Below are 18,423 nucleotides of genomic sequence, written 5' to 3'. Positions count from 1 at the left end.
TACTAGGACTCGAACCTAGAAAGACGGCACCAAAAACCGTAGTGTTACCATTACACCATAGACCAGCAGTGCTGTTAAGCGGGTGCAAAATTAAAACTTTATTTAATTTATGCAAATTTTTTAAGAAATCTTTTTTAAATAAAAAAAGCCTCTCATTTCTGAGAGGCTTTTCTGTTGGTCTACTAGGACTCGAACCTAGAAAGACGGCACCAAAAACCGTAGTGTTACCATTACACCATAGACCAGCAGTGCTGTTAAGCGAGTGCAAATTTAAGGCTTTATTTAGTTTCTGCAAACTTTTTGCTCAAAAAAAATAACTTTTTTGCTTTTTTTCTATTTAAAAAAATGCATCAACACTAGAAGTACCTCATAAACAATATATTACTTTTCGAACATAGATTTATAGAATTTTTTGTTAATGCTCGTTTCTTTACATAAAAAAACATTTTCTTTGTAGGATAGAAAACATACAAAATTTTAACACCTAAATATGGCACAATTCAATTTCAATAAATGGAATACAATTATTGGTTGGTTTGCATTTGCAATCGCTTTAATTACCTACACATTAACTGTCGAACCTACAATGAGCTTTTGGGATTGTGGCGAATATATTGCCACAGCAGCTAAACTTGAAGTTGGCCACCCGCCAGGAGCACCTTTATTCCAGATGATGGGCGCTTTTTTTGCCATGTTTGCCATAGATGCGCAACATGTTGCGGTAATGGTTAATATGATGTCTGTTTTTTCTAGCGCATTTACAATCTTATTTATGTTTTGGTCTTCCTCTATGATTTTGAAAAAAATTGTAGCACGTTTTGCCGAAATTGATCAAAACAATTCAATTGTCATTTTAGGAAGTTCATTTGTTGGAGCATTAGCATATACTTTCTCTGACAGTTTTTGGTTTAATGCAGTTGAAGCCGAAGTTTATGCTATGGCTTCTTTATTAATTGCATTGCTTTTCTGGCTTGGCCTTCGTTGGGAACAAGACATGGACAAACCAAAAGGAAACAAATGGCTTTTGCTAATTTCATTAGTTGTTGGACTTTCATTTGGTGTTCATTTTATGGCATTATTGACAATTCCTTCGATAGGTTTTCTATACTATTTCAAACACTACGAAAAAGTTACCATAAAAAACTTCTTGATTGCCAACGTAGTTGTTATTGGAATCTTATTATTCATTTTTAAATTATTACTGCCTTTGACTATGGCATTTTTTGGTAAAACCGAAATATACATGGTTAACAGTTTGGGGCTTCCTTTTAATTCAGGAACCATTTTTGTGGCATTGCTCTTTATCGCTTTCTTTTATTTTGGTTTAAAATTCACCAAACAAAAAGGTCTAATTTTTTACAACACTATTATTCTTTGTATTTTATTCATCCTGATTGGTTTCTCTACTTGGATGATGCTTCCTGTCCGCGCAAATGCAAATACAGTAATCAATGAAAATAAGCCATCAGATGCTATTGAAGTTTTAGCTTATTATAATCGCGAACAATATGGTGTGAATCCTTTATTTTACGGCCCGCAATACACAGAATTTTTTGCTGGACTTGATGAAAAAACACCTTATTTAGATAAAAAACCAAACTACGAAAGAGATTATAAAACAGGTAAATATATCATTACCAATAATTATAAAAACGCAGATCAAAACTCTGATGACAATCAAAAAACGATTCTGCCAAGAATGTGGAGTACCGAAATGGGTCACATTCAAAATTATATCAACTTTACAAATCCGCCTAAATTCAAAATCAACCCAAATTACAATTACGAAGAAGATTTAGGAGAATACGGAATTGACGTAAGCCAATTAAGTGAAGATGAATACAATAAAGCCACAGCTCAATTAAGAAATGAAGTTGATAAAACAGTTTCTGAGTTCAGAAAAGCATATGCTCAAAAACAAATTGACAACGAAGGTTATGTAAAATTCTTAAAGAGCTATGGAAAATACTTAACAATTGAAAAACCAACAACTGTAGATAATTTCAGTTTTATGTTCGAATACCAATTTGGATATATGTACTGGAGATATTTGATGTGGAATTTTGTTGGACGACAAAGTGATGTTCAAGGAAAATACGATAATTTAGATGGAAACTGGATCAGCGGCATCAAACCACTTGACTCTTTACATTTAGGTTCTCAAGACAATCTTCCTTCAGATGTTTTAAACAATAAAGGTCGGAATGTTTACTATTTCCTTCCTTTTATCTTAGGTCTTATCGGAATAATGTACCACGCAAACAAAGATCTTAAAAGCTTTTATGTTCTTTTAGCCTTATTCTTATTTACCGGAATTGCCTTAAAAATTTATTTGAACGAAAGGCCATTTGAACCTCGCGAGAGAGATTATGCGCTTGTAGGATCATTTTATGTTTTCGCCATTTGGATTGGGTTTGGGGTTTACTCTTTATATGAGAGTATTCAAAAATATATTGCACCAAAAATTGCAGGACCAGTAATTATTGCCGGAAGTTTGTTAGCCGCACCTATTTTAATGGCTTCTCAAAACTGGGATGACCACGACAGATCAGGAAGATACACAGCAGTTGCAATGGCAAAAGCATACTTAAGTTCTTGTGATAAAGATGCTATTTTATTTACCATTGGTGATAACGATACATTCCCTCTTTGGTATGCTCAGGAAATTGAGCATTTTAGAACCGATGTGAAAATCGTAAATACAAGTTTATTCATGACGGACTGGTACATTGACCAGATGAAAGCCAAAGCATATGAATCTGATCCATTGCCAATATCTTTCACACATGATGATTATGTCGGAGATAAATTAGATTATGTTGCTCATATTCAAAAAATAGACACTCGATGGAACATCACTGATTTTATCAATTTTATTAAAAATCCAAAATCAACAGTTGGTCTTCAAAACGGACAAACAATTCATTTCTATCCAACAAATAAAATCAGAGTTCCTGTTGACAAAAATATCATTGTTAAAAATAAGGTCGTAAATCCAAAATACAACGACTCTATTGTTCCTTATTTAGATATTGATATCAAAGGAAGCGCATTGTACAAAAACCGTTTAATGATGCTTGATATCTTGGCCAATAACAATTGGAAACGTCCAATTTACTTCAGCGGAGGTGCATTTGATGATGAAGATTACTTATGGTTAAAAGATTATTTACAATTAGATGGAATGGTTTACAAATTAGTTCCTGTTAAAAATGTTCCTTCAAAAGATGGCGGACCAATGGATATGGGACAAATTGATGCCGACAAAATGTACGATATTGTAATGAAATGGGATTGGGGGAATAGCGAAAGTGATAAAATCTATCACGATCCTGAAACCAGAAGAAATAGCATTACTTACCGTACTAACTTATCTCGTTTAATGGATCAACTTATTGCTGAAGGCAAAATTGACAAAGCTAAAAATGTTATCAATTTAGCAATGACGAAGCTACCATTGGATAAATTTGGTTATTATTCATTAGTAGAACCTTTTACAAATGGATATTACAAAGTAGGCGAAACTACAAAAGCACAAGATTTACTTAATAAGCTTGTAAAAAAATACAATGAAAACCTAAACTATTACGCAACATTGCCTCCAGGCGATCAAACTGATCTTGCAATGGATATTATTACTGATATCGAGCGTTACAGAAGTCTTTTACAAGTAATGAAGCATAATCACGATGAAGCTTTTTATGAAAAACACAAAAAAACTTTCAATACATATGTAAATGTCTTCGAACGTTTTGGCCGTGAAAAAGAATAATAAGATACGAAAAATATACTAATTAAAAAAATGCAGTGCTGTTAGATAAATAGCACTGCATTTTTTAATTTTACAGTATATGTAAATCCATTTCAAAATGAGCTTTTATTGGGTAAAAACAAATTCTTTTATCAAAAAGGTATTTTCTAAATATTGTTGGGATATCCCAAACAAGGAAAAGAAAATATACCTCACTTTTGATGACGGCCCTACGCCAGAAATCACAGACTGGGTTTTATGTGAACTGAAAAAATTTGATGCAAAAGCCACTTTCTTCTGTATCGGGAAAAATATAAATGCAAACGCAACTTTATTTGAAAGGCTTATAGCCGAAGGTCATGCTATTGGAAACCATACCATGAACCATATTAATGGATGGAAAAGCCAAACTAATGATTATATTGAAAATGTAAAAAACTGTGCCTCGATTTTAGCAAATGAAAAAAAACTGAACAGCTTATTATTTCGTCCTCCCTACGGAAAAATAAAAAAAGCACAGTCTAAAATTCTGCGAAATCTTGGTTACAAAATAGTAATGTGGGATGTTTTAAGTGCCGATTTTGACCAATCAATAACGCCAGAAAAATGTCTTGAGAATGTGACTAAGAATGTAACTTCGGGAAGTGTAATTGTTTTTCATGACAGTATTAAGGCATCGCAAAATTTAAAATTTGCTTTACCGAAAACTTTACATTTTTTAAAAGAAAATGGATATGCTTTTGATGTTATTCATTAAAAAACAACATCAATAAAAAGTTTTATTATTGATTAAATTGCTCTTGAACAATTCCTATAATTGTATTTGCATCAAGTTCTCCTGATTGTCTCCAAATCATTTGACCTTCTTTATAAATCATAAGTGTTGGAAGTCCTTTAATACGAAGAGCCTCAGCTAGTTCTTGATTCTTATCTACATCAATTTTGATTACTTTGGCTTTATCACCAAGTGCAGCCGCAACATCTTTAATTACAGGATGCATTGATACTGACGATTCATTCCAATCTGTGTAAAAGTCAATTAACACAGGGACTTGAGCATTTATTAGTTCTCCAAATTTTGACATAAAACCAAAAATTTAAATTTTTTAATTTACTACAAAGAGGCAAATATTCTACAAATGTAGCATTTTTAACGAATTAAGCCACATTCTTGCCCTTTTTTAGTTCTATCACTGTTATTTCGGGCATAATACCAACTCGGCCTGGATAAGCATGAAAACCAAATCCGCGGTTAACATAAATGTATCTTCCGGCAGTTTCGTACAAACCAGCCCATTGTTTGTAAATGTATTGTGCCAGGCTCCATTTAAAATAACCTGGAATTTCGATTCCAAACTGCATTCCATGTGTATGTCCTGCCAATGTCAAATGGAAGTTTTTAGGATGATCTTTAATTTCGGCATCCCAATGGCTTGGATCGTGACTCATTAAAATTTTAAAATCCTCTTGTGCTAGATTTTGAGAGGCTTTATTCAAATCTCCGGCTTTCTTGAAATTAACACCCCAGTTCTCTACTCCAACTAATGCAATTTTATCATCGCCTTTTTGAATGTAAGTATGTTCATTCAGTAACAATTTGAATCCTATTTGGCCATAAAGACTCTTGATTTCCTGAAAGTTTTCATCTTTTTCTTTTTCTGATGGCCAAGTCACATATTCGCCATAATCGTGATTTCCTAAAACTGAAAATTTACCAAATTTATAATCTTTAATTCGGCTAAAAGTTTCCAGCCACGGATGCATTTCTTTTGCATGAGTGTTTACAATATCTCCGGTAAACAAAATCATATCTGATTCTTGTTCGTTGATTAAATCAATGGCATAATTTATCTTTTCCGGATTATCAAAACTTCCGCTGTGAACGTCTGAAATCTGAGTAATTTTGAAACCATCAAAAGCATCTGGAAGATCTGGAAAAAAGATCGTTTGCTTAATGACTTTAAAGTTATATTTTCCTTCAAAAATTCCATATATCAAAGATAAAAAAGGAACTGCCGCCAATCCTAATGCAATCTGGCTGATAAACTTTCTTCTATCTGGCATCATTTCTTTTCTCGGAGCATTATACATGAAATAATTCAAAAGACTGGCGCCAATTCTAAAAATATCCTCACCAAACATTACTAATGTAAGAACAATTTTTGGAACATAAACCAACAACATTAGCCCCATTGTAAACATGGTTTGCTTGGTTTGTCCTACGGAGCGGTCAAATTGAGTAAATGAATAAATGATAAATGCTAAAAGCAGAAAACTTATAATCTGATAACTTATTAAAGCCCATCTTACTTTGATAAGGGTTCGGAAAGCTTGATAGGAATAAAACTCAATAAACAGAAAAAGGGCACAAAGAATTACAAAACGAAGGATCATTAGTTTTAGTTTTAAGCAAAGTAACAAAGAATGAAAATTTTATTGCTTTTTATTATCAAAAATTTAACTCAAAAATAAAGAACAAAAAGCTGGCAGATTTCTCTGCCAGCTTTTTCTCTACCAAATTTTTTAAAACCTTTTATAAACCAAAACAACGTTTGCTTAGCAAACTTGTGCCTTTTATTTTTGAGTTTTTGCGGCTTCTGGCTTAGCTGCCTCTGCTTTTTTAGCTTTTTTATCCGCTTTTTTCTCTTTTTTAGGAGCTTTTACTTCTTTTGCTGGAGCGGTTTGAGCCGGAGTTGTTTGAGCGTTTACCATAGCCACTGTCCCTAGAACAGCTACTGCTAACATTATTACTTTTTTCATAATTAATTTTTTTGCTGATTTGTTAATTACTTCCTTATTATACTTCAAAGATAGAATCACAAAATGAAGATTAAATGAAGATTGCATCAGTGAAAAAAAAATTAACTTTTAATTGTGTTTTACAGTTTCCGGAAGCAATAATGTGAAGGTTGTTCCCTCATTTATTTTTGAAACAACTTTGATTTCAATATGGTGAAAAGAAGCAATACTTTCAGCAATAGCAAGTCCCAAGCCTTGACCTTCCTGATCTGAATTGATTCTGGCAAATCTCTTAAATATTTTTTCCAAATGAGCTTCACTCATTCCCAATCCTGAATCAGCAATTGAAATAAAATAACGCTCTTTTTCAAATCCATCTGAAATTATAATAGTTCCTTTTGGACGATTATACTTTATGGCATTGGTTACCAAATTATAAATCAAAATATGGATCAGTGTTTTATTTCCGATAAAAACATAATCAAACTTCATCTGATTTACAAAATCAATTTCACGATCCTCTATACGATCCTGAAAATCTTCCTGAAGGTCATTTATAATTTCATGAAAATTAATATTCTCGGTCGCTTCATACTGATTATTTTCAATTCGGGAAATTAAAAGCAAATTATTGATGATTTTTTTCAGCATATCCAGCGTTTTCAATGAGCCTGCTATTTTATCCATAGCATTATCATCTAGAGAATCATTCTGAAGCAAATTTTCAAATTTGTTTTTCAACAACGCAATTGGCGTTAACAATTCATGAGAAACATTCGAAATAAATTGTTTTTCTTTTTTGAAAAGTTCTGAGATCCGATCCATCATTTGATTCAAAACCAAATCTAATTCTCTAAAATCTCTTGAATTTGCTTTTATCGGAGTATGGTCAAAAGCTTCCGGTTCATTAACCCGCCTTATTTTTGTATCGATGATTTTATAAAAAGGTTTTAGCAAATATTCAATATAAACTGTATCGGCCAAAAAGGTAACCAGCAAAATAACAACCAAAACAATAATTATAAAAAATCTGATAATAAAAGTAAGGTCGTTTACTTCACTCAAACTACTCCCGATTTCTAATTGATAACCTTGATCTTCGTAGGTAAAATGATATTGCAGAATTCGGTATTCATTTTCTTCTCCTTCAATAATTCTGTATTCATTCGTAAAAATGGCTTTTTTATCTTTTTCTTTTACCCGAATTTTGGATAATACTAAGAATTCACTGTGAAGCGTAGAAAATTGGGAATAAGTTTCGGTTGAATCATCGGCATTTTGAATAAAATCATCAATTTCTTTTTTATTCAAATGATCAATAAATTTTTTCTTTTTTTCAACCAAGCCATTATTAATATGTCGGTAAACGACATTTTCAACTAAAATAGGTAGCATTAGCCATAAAATTAAAATCACCAACAATCGCGTCAATGCATTAAAAATAGCTAACTGATGTTTTATCTTCACAAATTTATTTTTATTCGTTTATACGATAACCTACATTTCGAACGGTTTCAAACCAATCTATAGATCGATGTTTGTCTAATTTTTTTCGAAGATTTCGAACATGAACATCTATAAAATTGGAATCGGAATTAACTTCAAGGATATCGCCCCAAATATGCTCTGTTAACTGAAGTCGGGTGATAACTCTGTTTTTGTTCAAAACCAAATACTGAAAAATATCAAATTCCTTTTTAGTCAGACTAAGCGGTATCTCATTATAACTGACTTTATAATCCTGTAGTTGAAGCAAAAAGCCGTGAATACTTAAATTATTTAATGTAAAACCATGAATTCTGCGAATCACGGCAAATAATCTCGCGCTGAGTTCTGTCAATGCAAAAGGTTTTGTCAAATAATCATCGGCACCTAAATGAAGACCATTTATTCTGTCATCTAATTCTCCGCGGGCTGTGAGGACAATTACAGCCATTTTTGATTGTGTTTTTCGTACGGCTTTCAAAACTTCAAAACCGTCTCCGTCTGGCAAGCCAAGATCAAGCAGCATGGCATCATAATCATTACTGCTAATTTCTTCTAAAGCATCATTACAACTATGGGCAATTTTACAGACATAACCCGCATTGCACAGAAAATCATAAACTTCTACTGCAAGCTCTCTGTTATCTTCAACAATTAAAATATTCATAAAAACAGCTATTAAGCGCAATTAAATTTAAGCAATTTTAAAAAATCATGTTACGCATTATTAAAAAATTAACGAATAAAAAAAGCTGATAAATTTCTTCATCAGCCTTTTCCAACCGCATTCTCCATAATCATTATTCTTGTTTTGTTTTTGGTTACCATGATAAAAAACAAAACTCAAACAATCTTTATTTTACTTTTTTGCAGCTTCTGCTTTTGGAGCTTCACTTTTTTCTGATTTTTCTTTTTTACCAGATTTGTGATTATGGTGTTTAGTTGCTTTTACCTCTTTTGCCGGTGCAGCCTGAGTTGGTGCAGTTTGAGCATTTACCATTGCACTTGTTCCTAAAATCAATACTGCGGCCATCAATAAATTTTTCATGATTTCTAATTTTTTAAATTAATGTTTTTTTATTCTCTTAAATTCTTTTTCTTATTTTTTTACTTTTGCTGTCTCTGCTTTTGGAGCTTCAGTTTTTTCTGATTTTGCTTTTTTATCAGATTTGTGTTTAGGATGTTTTGCTGTGGTAACTTCTTTGACTGGAACTGTTTTACCATCTTTTGCAGGAAACGCATGAACCATTGCACTTGTTCCTAAAACTGCTACTAATAACATCAATAAATTTCTCATGATTTTTAAGATTTAAAATTAATTACCTTTTATTTTACAGATCAAAATTACCTCTGCAAAATGAAGCCAAAATGAAGAAATCCCTGAATAAAACATTTTTAACTAGACATTAACTTTTACTGTTTTTCCACCATATAAATTATATAAATTCATCTTATCAGCATGCTCGCTGTAGAGGCACACAGCAGTGCATCTAATATTTATTGATCCAGAATATTTAAATGAACTTATATAACTTATATGGTGGAAAAAAAATCTTGTTACTATAATTTTTAAGAACCCAATTGTTTATTTTTACAGACTAATATTTTTTATATGTCAACTCAAAAACGCCTTTTTCTTCTAGATGCATATGCATTAATTTTTCGCGGTTATTATGCCTTTATAAAAAACCCGAGAATCAACTCAAAAGGAATGGATACATCTGCAATTATGGGTTTTATGAACTCACTTCTGGATGTTATCAAAAGAGAAAAACCAGACCACTTGGCCGTTGCTTTTGACAAAGGCGGAAGTGTAATGCGAAATGAAATATTTCCAGAGTACAAAGCCAACCGCGACGTAACGCCCGAAGCCATAAAAATTGCTGTACCTTATATATGCGAACTGCTAAAAGCAATGCATATTCCGATTATTGAAGTTGAAGGTTTTGAAGCCGACGATTTGATTGGAACTATTGCCAAACAAGCAGAAAAACAGAATTACAAAGTTTTTATGGTAACACCGGATAAAGATTTTGCTCAGTTAGTTTCTGAAAATATATTTATGTACAAGCCAGCCAGAATGGGTAACGGAATCGAAATATGGGGCGTTCCTGAAGTGTTGGCAAAATTTGAAATCGACAGACCAGAACAAGTAATTGATTTTCTTGGAATGATGGGCGATGCTGCCGATAATATTCCTGGACTTCCCGGTGTTGGAGAGGTGACTGCCAAAAAACTTTTGAAAGAATTTGGTACAATGGAAAATCTTTTGGCAAATACCGACAAGCTAAAAGGCAAAATGAAAGAAAACATTGAAGCCAATAAAGAAAAAGGACTTCTTTCTAAAACATTGGCAACTATATTATTAGATTGTCCCGTAACTTTTGATGAAACTGATTATGAATTAACACGTCCGGATATTGAAAAAACAGATGCTATTTTTCAGGAATTAGAATTCAGAAGAATGGCAGAACAGTTTGACAATTTGTTCAAAACTGACGGAACTCAAACTGTTGCGCCAGAAGTTGCTGATGCTAAATTGTACAAAAAACCACAACCTAAAAACGAAGACCAATTTGATCTTTTTGGAAGTGCTACTACAAATGAAGATACTGAAGCTCCAAGAACTTCTTTTTACAATACATTATTAGATACACCTCACTCTTACCAGATTATCCAAGGAGATTTGGGTGTGAAATTGCTTTTGCAGAATTTACAAAACCAGACTTCGGTTTGCTTTGATACTGAAACAACTGGAATTGATGCTTTGCATGCAGAGTTGGTGGGAATGTCTTTTGCTTTTGAAAAAGGGAAAGCATATTACGTTCCGTTTCCGGAAAGCCAAGAAGAAGCTCAAGTTTTGATTGATAAATTTGTTCCATTTTTCGAAAATGAAAACATCGAAAAAATTGGACAGAATTTAAAATACGATCTAAAAATCCTTGCTAATTATGGTGTTACCGTAAAAGGAAAACTTTTTGACACTATGATTGCGCATTATTTGATCAATCCGGATATGCGTCATAATATGGATATTTTAGCCGAAACATATTTGAAATATTCTCCAAAATCAATTGAAGACTTAATTGGAAAAAAAGGAAAAAATCAGCTTTCTATGCGCGATGTTCCTTTAGAGGACATCAAAGAATATGCTGCCGAAGATGCTGATATTACTTTACAATTAAAAGAAATCTTCACAACCGAATTAGACAAAACAGAAACTAAAAAGTTGTTTGATGAAATTGAAATTCCGTTAGTAAGCGTTTTAGCCGCCATGGAAACTGAAGGAATTCGTCTGGATGTTGATTTCTTAAAAGGAATGTCATCTGAAATGGATGTGGAAATCAAATCTTTGGAACAGCAAATTTATGAAACCGCAGGCGAGAAATTCAACCTTGCTTCTCCAAAACAATTAGGAGATATTTTATTTGACAAAATGAAAATTGGCGGTGCCAAACAAAAGAAAACCAAAACGGGACAATATGCAACCGGAGAAGAAGTTTTGACTTATTTAGCCAATGACAATCCGATTGTAAAACAAATTCTGGATTGGCGCCAAATGGTGAAATTGCAAAGCACTTATATTTTGGCTTTGCCAGAACAAGTAGACAAAAAAACATTGCGTGTTCATACCGATTATATGCAAACAGTTGCTGCAACAGGGCGTTTGAGTTCCAATAATCCAAACTTGCAAAACATTCCGATTCGTACAGAAAGAGGACGTCAGATTCGTAAAGCTTTTGTTGCACGCGATGAAAATCATACTTTAATCTCTGCCGATTATTCTCAAATCGAATTAAGAATTATTGCTGCACTAAGTGGTGAAGAAAACATGATTAAGGCTTTCCAGGATGGAGAAGACATTCACAAAGCAACTGCCGCTAAAGTATTTAATATTCCTTTAGAAGAAGTGTCTCGTGAACAAAGAAGCAATGCAAAAACAGTAAACTTCGGAATTATATATGGTGTTTCTGCTTTTGGGTTGAGTAGCCAAACTTCATTATCGAGAAGTGAAAGTGCCGCTTTGATTGAAGCGTATTACAAAACGTATCCGAGATTAAGATCTTATATTAACGAGCAAATAGAATTTGCACGCGAAAAAGGATATGTACAGACTATTTTAGGTCGTCGTCGTTATTTAAAAGATATTAATTCCGCAAATGCTGTAGTAAGAAGTGCCGCTGAACGAAATGCAGTAAATGCTCCAATTCAGGGAAGTGCCGCCGATGTAATCAAAATTGCGATGATCAACATTCATAAAAAATTACAAAACGAAAACTGGAAGTCAAAAATGTTGCTTCAGGTTCATGATGAGCTTGTGTTCGATGTTCATAATGACGAACTCGAAAAAATCCAACCAATGATAAAACACGAAATGGAAAATGCTTTTAAAATGGCTGTTCCATTGGAAGTTGAATTAGGTTTAGGTAAAGATTGGTTAGAAGCACATTAATTTTTTTGGTTTTCTAATTAACATTAAAGCATAAAAAAACCACCAGTTTGTTCTGGTGGTTTTTTATTTATTTTGCTTTTCTAGTAGATTCTCGTTCTTTTAAAACCGTCTTGATAACGATTGTTTCATAATCTGAAGTTTCTTCTTCGCTTTCTTCTAATCTTTTGATTAGTCTTTTTGCAGCAACTTCACCAATTTCAATTCCATGTTGACTTACTGTTGTCAAACTTGGAGATAAACGTCTTGAAGCTAAAATTCCGTCAGCAAAACCTATGATCGAAATATCTTCTGGAACTCTGTATCCTTTTTTCAAACTCACTCTTAAAGCAGCAACCGAATCATTTTCATCCAAAGCAAAAATTCCGTCAATTTTATGATCAAAAAGTCCATCAATTTTAGCTTTCATATCATCTTCCGAATCGGTTCTTAGAATGATATTTTCGTTAACCGGAATATTATTGTCTTTTAAAGCTTTCAAATATCCATCGGCTCTTAATTTTCCAACGCTCAAATTATCTACTGACGAAATCAGTGCAATATTTTTACATCCTAAATTAATTAAATGCTGTGTTGAGTTTAAAGCAGAATCAAAATCATCAACCACAACTTTATCACAATCAACTTCATCAGCAATACGGTCAAACATTACAATTGGCGTTCCATCATTAATAATTTCCGAAAAGTGGTTGTAATCCTGAAGCTTTTGTGCTTCTTCAGAAACTGAAAGAATAAAACCATCAATAGTCCCGTTGCTCAACATTTCAAGAGTATGAATTTCTTTTTCTAAAGATTCATTAGAAATACAAGTAATTACATTATATCCTTTTTTGTCGGCTACTTTTTCGATTCCGCTAAAAACTTTAGCAAAAAAAGAGTTCAATATATTAGGTATAATTACACCAATAGTTTTGGTTTTTCTATTCTTTAAATTCAGACCAATAACATTAGGTTTATAATTTTTGAGTTTGGCATACTCCTTAATCTTCACCTTCGTCTGCTCACTAATTTCCGGACTATCGTTCAATGCTTTAGACACTGTAGACACAGAAACACCTAGTTCTTTCGCAATTTGTTTAAGAGTTGCTTTAGCTTTCATCTATTAAAATTTTATGTAATTAATACAAATATAGTAGAATTACCTAAAATAAAACAAAAAAGCCCTACCACTTATTAAAAATATAAGGTCTTTTGAAAATAAAAAGAAGATAACACTGATTTTTAAAACCGCATCTCCTTAAATCTCGTTAATACTCTAATATACGCTTTATTAACCTTATAAAAGACCTTGATTATGAAAAATGAAGTTAAAATTCATGAAGTTGACCCTTCACTGAATAACAGAAGGAGCTTTCTAAAGCTCAGCGGTTTAACGCTAGTTAGTGCGGGTTTGGTTTTGGCTGGTTGCAGCAACAATGATGATGATAACGATATGCAGGATAATACCCTGCCAGGCATAAAGAACGGAGTGTTTGATTTAGGTTCAGGAGATTTTGGCGTACTAACTTATGCTTACGCCTTAGAACAGTTAGAAGCTGATTTTTATACAAAAGTTGTAAATTCCTCAAGTTTCAATTCTATTTTTAATGACACCGAAAAACAAGTTTTAACCGACCTGTATCATCACGAAGTAGTTCACAGAGATTTTTTTAAAGCTGCTTTAACAGGAGCCCTTCCAGATCCTGGCTCTCAATTGCTTCCCTCCTTAGCATTCAATTATGGCTCTCTCAACTTCAATAGCCGTAACGAAGTTCTTGCTACTGCAAAAGCACTTGAAGACACGGGAGTTGCAGCATACAACGGTGCTGGAAAACTAATTAAAAGCGCCGATTATTTATTATTAGCCGGAAAAATTGTTTCTGTTGAAGCAAGACATGCCTCAGCAATAAGAAGCTTAATAAACCCTAATTCTAAAGATTTTGCGGGTGACGATATTGTAAACACATCAACTGGTTTGGATGTTGCAAAAGATCCTTCCAAAATTCTACCCATTGCCGGAGGATTCATTACTACAAAATTTACTGCCAAATATTTACCTTAATATTAACTAGCTAAACTTAGAAATTATGAATATTTTAAAATTTATAGAAACCTTTACCGATGACAGTTTAATGGCAAGAACAGGCTCGAGAAGAGACAGTTTTACTCAGTTTGGAAATATTGGAAAAAATCTGGCCATGGCGTCAATACCTTTTGGATTATCGGCTTTAGCCAATAAAGCAATGGCAAAAGATATTACCGCAACACCGGCAACGCCAATTGGAGCTTTGCAATTTGCATTGACCTTAGAATATCTTGAAAACGAATTTTATGCAATGGCTTTAGATTCGGGAGTAATTCCAGCGTCAGAAAACGGAGGACGAGATCTAAAAGTTTTTCAGCAAATCGCAGATCACGAATCCGATCACGTAAAATTTTTAATAGCAGGATTAGGCGGTACAATGAGCCCTAATTTTGTTGCAAAACCCACTTTTGATTTTACTGTAGGAGGCGCATTTGATCCTTTTCATGATTATCCTACCTTTTTAGCATTAGCGCAAGCTTTCGAAGATACAGGCGTTAGAGCTTATAAAGGTCAAGCTGCGAATTTAATTTCAACTCCCGACTTACTGACTGCCGCATTGCAAATACATTCGGTTGAAGCAAGACATGCATCTGAAGTTCGACGCTTACGCGGATTAAAAGGCTGGATTTCAAATGCCGAAAGAGGTGCCGGAATGCCAGCAGCCACACAGGCCGTTTATGATGGTGAAGGTGTAACAATTCAGGCTGGATTCAATACAGCAGCCGCTTTTGGAGCAGCCGCAGGATCAGAAGCTTATGATGAACCATTGACCACACAACAAGTTGTTGACATTGCAAATTTATTTATCGTTTAACACAAAAAAATCAAAATATTGAACCACCTTCGCGTTATCGTGAAGGTGTTTTTTTTTAATGATTTAAATACAAAACTGAGAGCCTGATTTTCAGGATATAAAATATTCTTTTCAGGTATTTGGTTTTAAAATAATTAATTGTACTTTTGCATCCCCTTTATTGGGGATGGAATGTTTAATTAAAATAATATTATGGACGCATTAAGCTACAAAACAGTTTCAGCTAACAAAGCCACTGTAACTAAAGAGTGGATTGTTGTTGACGCTGAAGGTCATAACTTAGGACGTCTTGCTTCTAAAGTTGCAATGATTTTAAGAGGTAAGTACAAGCCAAGTTACACACCGCACGTTGACTGTGGAGATAACGTAATTGTTATCAACTCAGAGAAAATTAACCTTACAGGTACAAAAATGAATGACAAAATTTACATGCGTCATACAGGTTACCCAGGAGGACAAAGAACTTTAACTGCTAAAGTATTGCAATCTAAAAACCCTGCATTATTAGTAGAAAAAGCGGTAAAAGGAATGTTACCTAAAAACAAATTAGGAGCTGAACTTTTTAGAAATCTAAATGTTGTTGTAGGTGCTGAGCATACTCACGGAGCTCAAAAACCTAGAACTGTTAACCTAAATGATCTTAAGTAATGGGAGTTATTCACAAAATCGGTAGAAGAAAAACCGCTGTTGCACGTGTATACGTTTCTGAGGGAACTGGAAACATCACTGTAAACAAAAAAGAATTCGCAACTTACTTTCCAACTGCAACTTTACAATACAAAGTTTTACAACCGCTTTCTATGACAGAAAACGCTGGTAACTTTGACGTAAAAGTAAACGTTTACGGAGGTGGTACAACTGGTCAAGCAGAAGCTGTAAGAATGGCATTAGCACGCGTAATGTGCGAAGTTAACGCTGAAAACAGAGGAATCCTTAAACCAGAAGGTTTATTAACAAGAGACCCAAGAATGGTTGAACGTAAGAAATTCGGTCAGAAGAAAGCTCGTAAGAGATTCCAATTCTCTAAACGTTAATATTACCAGTCTTGTTCAGATGGGACAAGACATTATCAATTATTTATTGAAATTAAAAAACACAGTTATTGTTGCTCTCCTATCGAGGTAGGATATAGTTTAGCATCTAAATGTATGAAGCCAGGGAAACCGCCATTCACACATTGCTAATCAACAGAACGTAAACTAGTACAAAAATGGCAAACAAAATAGAAGTAAAAGAATTACTAGAAGCAGGTGTTCACTTCGGACACATGACTAGAAAATGGGATCCAAACATGGCTCCTTACATTTATATGGAGCGTAATGGTATTCACATTATCAATCTATATAAAACTGCAGCTAAAATTGAAGAGGCTAATGAAGCTTTGAAAAAAATCGCTGCATCAGGTAGAAAAATCTTATTCGTAGCTACCAAAAAACAAGCAAAAGACATCGTTGCTGATAAAGCAAAAGCTGCAAACATGCCTTACATCACTGAAAGATGGCCAGGTGGAATGCTAACTAACTTCGTAACTATCAGAAAGGCAGTTAAAAAAATGTCTTCTATCGATAAAATGAAGAAAGATGGTACTTTCAACACGCTATCTAAAAAAGAGCGTTTGCAAGTTGATCGTTTACGTGCTAAATTAGAGAAAAACTTAGGTTCAATCGCTGACATGTCTAGACTACCAGCTGCATTGTTCGTAGTAGATATCAAAGCTGAACACATCGCAATAAAAGAAGCTCAAAAATTAAACATTCCAGTTTTCGCAATGGTTGATACGAATTCTGACCCAAGAGAGGTTGATTACGTGATTCCTGCAAATGATGACGCTTCTAAATCAATTGACAAAATTTTATCTTTAGTGACTACTGCAGTAATCGAAGGTCTTTCTGACAGAGGTGCTGAAAAAGAAGTTGAAGCTGCTGAAGAAGCTCCTGCTGTTGAGGCTGAAGCTGCTCCTGCAACTGAAGAATAAATCAAATTTTAAATTCCAAATTTTAAATTCCAAATTCCAAATACAAAATTAAAAACGTTATGTTGATAATTTAATAAAATTGGAGTTTGGGATTTAGAAGATGGAATTTTTACTTTTAACATTAAAATTCAAAATATTATGGCAACAATTACTGCTGCAGACGTAAATAAATTAAGACAATCTACAGGTGCCGGAATGATGGACTGTAAAAAAGCTTTAGTTGAAGCTGAAGGAGATTTCGATAAAGCTATACAAATCCTTAGAGAAAAAGGACAAAAAGTTGCTGCTAACCGTTCTGACCGTGAGTCTGCTGAAGGAGCTGCTGTTTCTTTCATCAATGCAGATAACACTAAAGGAGCTATCATCACTTTAAACTGTGAAACTGACTTCGTAGGTAAAAATGAAGCTTTTGTTGCTTTAGCTAAAGATTTAGTAGAAAGAGCTATCAACTTCTCTTCTAAAGAAGAATTATTAGCTTCTGATTTCAACGGAATTACAGTTGCTGAGAAACTAATCGAGCAAACTGGAGTTATCGGTGAGAAAATCGAAATCGGTGGTTTCGAAATTTTAGAAGGTGCTTATGTTGGATCTTATGTTCACGTTAATAAAATTGCTGCTTTAACTGCAATTTCTGCTCCAGTTGCTAACGCTGAAGCTTTAACAAAAGACATCTCTATGCAAGTTGCTTCTATGGGAGCTGACACATTATCTTACAAAGATTTTGATCCTGCTTTCGTTGAATCTGAACTTGCTGCTCGTATTGCTGTAATCGAAAAAGATAATGAAGAAGCAAAACGTTTAGGAAAAACTTTAAAAAATGTTCCTAAATACATCTCTTTCTCTCAATTAACTCCTGAAGTTATCAAACAAGCTGAAGAAGATGCTAAAGCTGAATTAAAAGCTGAAGGTAAACCAGAGCAAATCTGGGATAAAATTCTTCCAGGAAAAGTTCAACGTTTCATTTCTGACAACACTACTTTAGATCAAGAAAAAGCTCTTTTAGATCAAAACTTCATTAAAGATGATAGTAAAAAAGTTGGTGATTATGTTAAAGGATTCAATGTTGAAATCACTGGTTTCAAAAGAGTTACTTTAGGTTAATCTAATTCTTTTTTGATATTTAAAAATATCATTACTTTATTAT

17 protein-coding genes and 1 tRNA gene are annotated in these 18,423 nt (G+C 33.5%); 9 read left to right on the top strand and 9 right to left on the bottom strand.

The window, feature by feature from the left end; genetic code table 11:
- Positions 1–174: 174 nt before the first annotated feature.
- Positions 175–245: transfer RNA gene (locus tag ACWA1B_RS05435), tRNA-Gln, on the bottom strand.
- Positions 246–490: 245 nt separating this feature from the next.
- On the opposite strand from ACWA1B_RS05435, the gene ACWA1B_RS05430 reads away from it, so the two are divergent.
- Both ACWA1B_RS05430 and ACWA1B_RS05425 read left to right on the top strand, forming a co-directional pair.
- A complete protein-coding gene (locus ACWA1B_RS05430) occupies positions 491–3,772 on the top strand; it encodes a glycosyltransferase family 117 protein (protein ID WP_456904806.1) in 3,282 nt (1,093 codons plus the stop codon).
- Positions 3,773–3,869: 97 nt separating this feature from the next.
- Positions 3,870–4,508 (top strand): polysaccharide deacetylase family protein, encoded by a 639-nt coding sequence (locus ACWA1B_RS05425; RefSeq protein ID WP_456904804.1) that lies wholly within the window; start codon positions 3,870–3,872, stop codon positions 4,506–4,508.
- Positions 4,509–4,533: 25 nt separating this feature from the next.
- On the opposite strand, the gene ACWA1B_RS05420 is transcribed toward ACWA1B_RS05425, so the two are convergent.
- The 7 genes from ACWA1B_RS05420 to ACWA1B_RS05390 form a co-directional block, all read right to left on the bottom strand.
- Positions 4,534–4,836, bottom strand: a complete 303-nt coding sequence (locus ACWA1B_RS05420) for a thioredoxin family protein (RefSeq protein ID WP_026728605.1) — start codon at positions 4,834–4,836, stop codon at positions 4,534–4,536.
- Between the two features lie 73 nt (positions 4,837–4,909).
- Complete coding sequence (locus ACWA1B_RS05415; RefSeq protein ID WP_456904801.1) at positions 4,910–6,145, bottom strand: metallophosphoesterase; 1,236 nt, start codon at positions 6,143–6,145, stop codon at positions 4,910–4,912.
- A 180-nt stretch (positions 6,146–6,325) separates the two neighbouring features.
- Positions 6,326–6,511 carry a hypothetical protein gene (locus tag ACWA1B_RS05410; protein WP_456904799.1) on the bottom strand — a complete coding sequence of 62 codons (186 nt, stop codon included), beginning with the start codon at positions 6,509–6,511 and terminating at the stop codon, positions 6,326–6,328.
- A 108-nt stretch (positions 6,512–6,619) separates the two neighbouring features.
- The gene (locus tag ACWA1B_RS05405; protein WP_456904797.1) at positions 6,620–7,885 is read right to left on the bottom strand and encodes a sensor histidine kinase; all 1,266 of its coding nucleotides are present in this window, start codon (positions 7,883–7,885) and stop codon (positions 6,620–6,622) included.
- An 82-nt stretch (positions 7,886–7,967) separates the two neighbouring features.
- A complete protein-coding gene (locus ACWA1B_RS05400; RefSeq protein ID WP_456904795.1) occupies positions 7,968–8,642 on the bottom strand; it encodes a response regulator transcription factor in 675 nt (224 codons plus the stop codon).
- Positions 8,643–8,834: 192 nt separating this feature from the next.
- The gene (locus ACWA1B_RS05395; RefSeq protein ID WP_035645311.1) at positions 8,835–9,023 is read right to left on the bottom strand and encodes a hypothetical protein; all 189 of its coding nucleotides are present in this window, start codon (positions 9,021–9,023) and stop codon (positions 8,835–8,837) included.
- 51 nt (positions 9,024–9,074) lie between these two features.
- Positions 9,075–9,272 (bottom strand): hypothetical protein, encoded by a 198-nt coding sequence (locus tag ACWA1B_RS05390; protein WP_456904793.1) that lies wholly within the window; start codon positions 9,270–9,272, stop codon positions 9,075–9,077.
- A 315-nt stretch (positions 9,273–9,587) separates the two neighbouring features.
- Between ACWA1B_RS05390 and polA the strand changes: the two genes are divergently transcribed.
- A complete protein-coding gene (gene polA, locus ACWA1B_RS05385) occupies positions 9,588–12,428 on the top strand; it encodes a DNA polymerase I (protein ID WP_456904791.1) in 2,841 nt (946 codons plus the stop codon).
- A 67-nt stretch (positions 12,429–12,495) separates the two neighbouring features.
- Here the strand turns inward: polA and ACWA1B_RS05380 are convergent, their stop codons facing one another.
- Entirely contained in the window at positions 12,496–13,524 is a 1,029-nt protein-coding gene (locus tag ACWA1B_RS05380) for a LacI family DNA-binding transcriptional regulator (protein WP_456904790.1), read from the bottom strand.
- Positions 13,525–13,719: 195 nt separating this feature from the next.
- Here ACWA1B_RS05380 and ACWA1B_RS05375 point away from each other — a divergent pair, with 195 nt between their 5' ends.
- The 6 genes from ACWA1B_RS05375 to tsf all read left to right on the top strand — a co-directional run bounded on the left by ACWA1B_RS05375 (position 13,720) and on the right by tsf (position 18,380).
- Positions 13,720–14,466 carry a ferritin-like domain-containing protein gene (locus tag ACWA1B_RS05375; RefSeq protein ID WP_456904789.1) on the top strand — a complete coding sequence of 249 codons (747 nt, stop codon included), beginning with the start codon at positions 13,720–13,722 and terminating at the stop codon, positions 14,464–14,466.
- A gap of 25 nt (positions 14,467–14,491) precedes the next feature.
- On the top strand, positions 14,492–15,304 hold the full coding sequence (locus ACWA1B_RS05370) for a ferritin-like domain-containing protein (RefSeq protein ID WP_456904788.1): 813 nt from the start codon (positions 14,492–14,494) through the stop codon (positions 15,302–15,304).
- A gap of 192 nt (positions 15,305–15,496) precedes the next feature.
- The gene (rplM, locus tag ACWA1B_RS05365; protein WP_017497946.1) at positions 15,497–15,952 is read left to right on the top strand and encodes a 50S ribosomal protein L13; all 456 of its coding nucleotides are present in this window, start codon (positions 15,497–15,499) and stop codon (positions 15,950–15,952) included.
- Complete coding sequence (rpsI, locus tag ACWA1B_RS05360) at positions 15,952–16,338, top strand: 30S ribosomal protein S9 (RefSeq protein ID WP_035645327.1); 387 nt, start codon at positions 15,952–15,954, stop codon at positions 16,336–16,338. The genes rplM and rpsI overlap by 1 nt, the downstream gene beginning before the upstream one ends.
- A 176-nt stretch (positions 16,339–16,514) precedes the next feature.
- Positions 16,515–17,279: a 30S ribosomal protein S2 gene (gene rpsB, locus ACWA1B_RS05355; RefSeq protein ID WP_095927954.1), complete on the top strand. Its 765-nt coding sequence runs from the start codon at positions 16,515–16,517 to the stop codon at positions 17,277–17,279.
- 138 nt (positions 17,280–17,417) lie between these two features.
- Positions 17,418–18,380, top strand: a complete 963-nt coding sequence (tsf, locus tag ACWA1B_RS05350; protein WP_111288029.1) for a translation elongation factor Ts — start codon at positions 17,418–17,420, stop codon at positions 18,378–18,380.
- Positions 18,381–18,423: the final 43 nt, after the last annotated feature.

It is taken from the genome of Flavobacterium xizangense (assembly GCF_054075145.1).
Note: the sequence above shows the minus strand (reverse complement) of the source record. Positions and strands in the feature narration are given on the sequence as shown.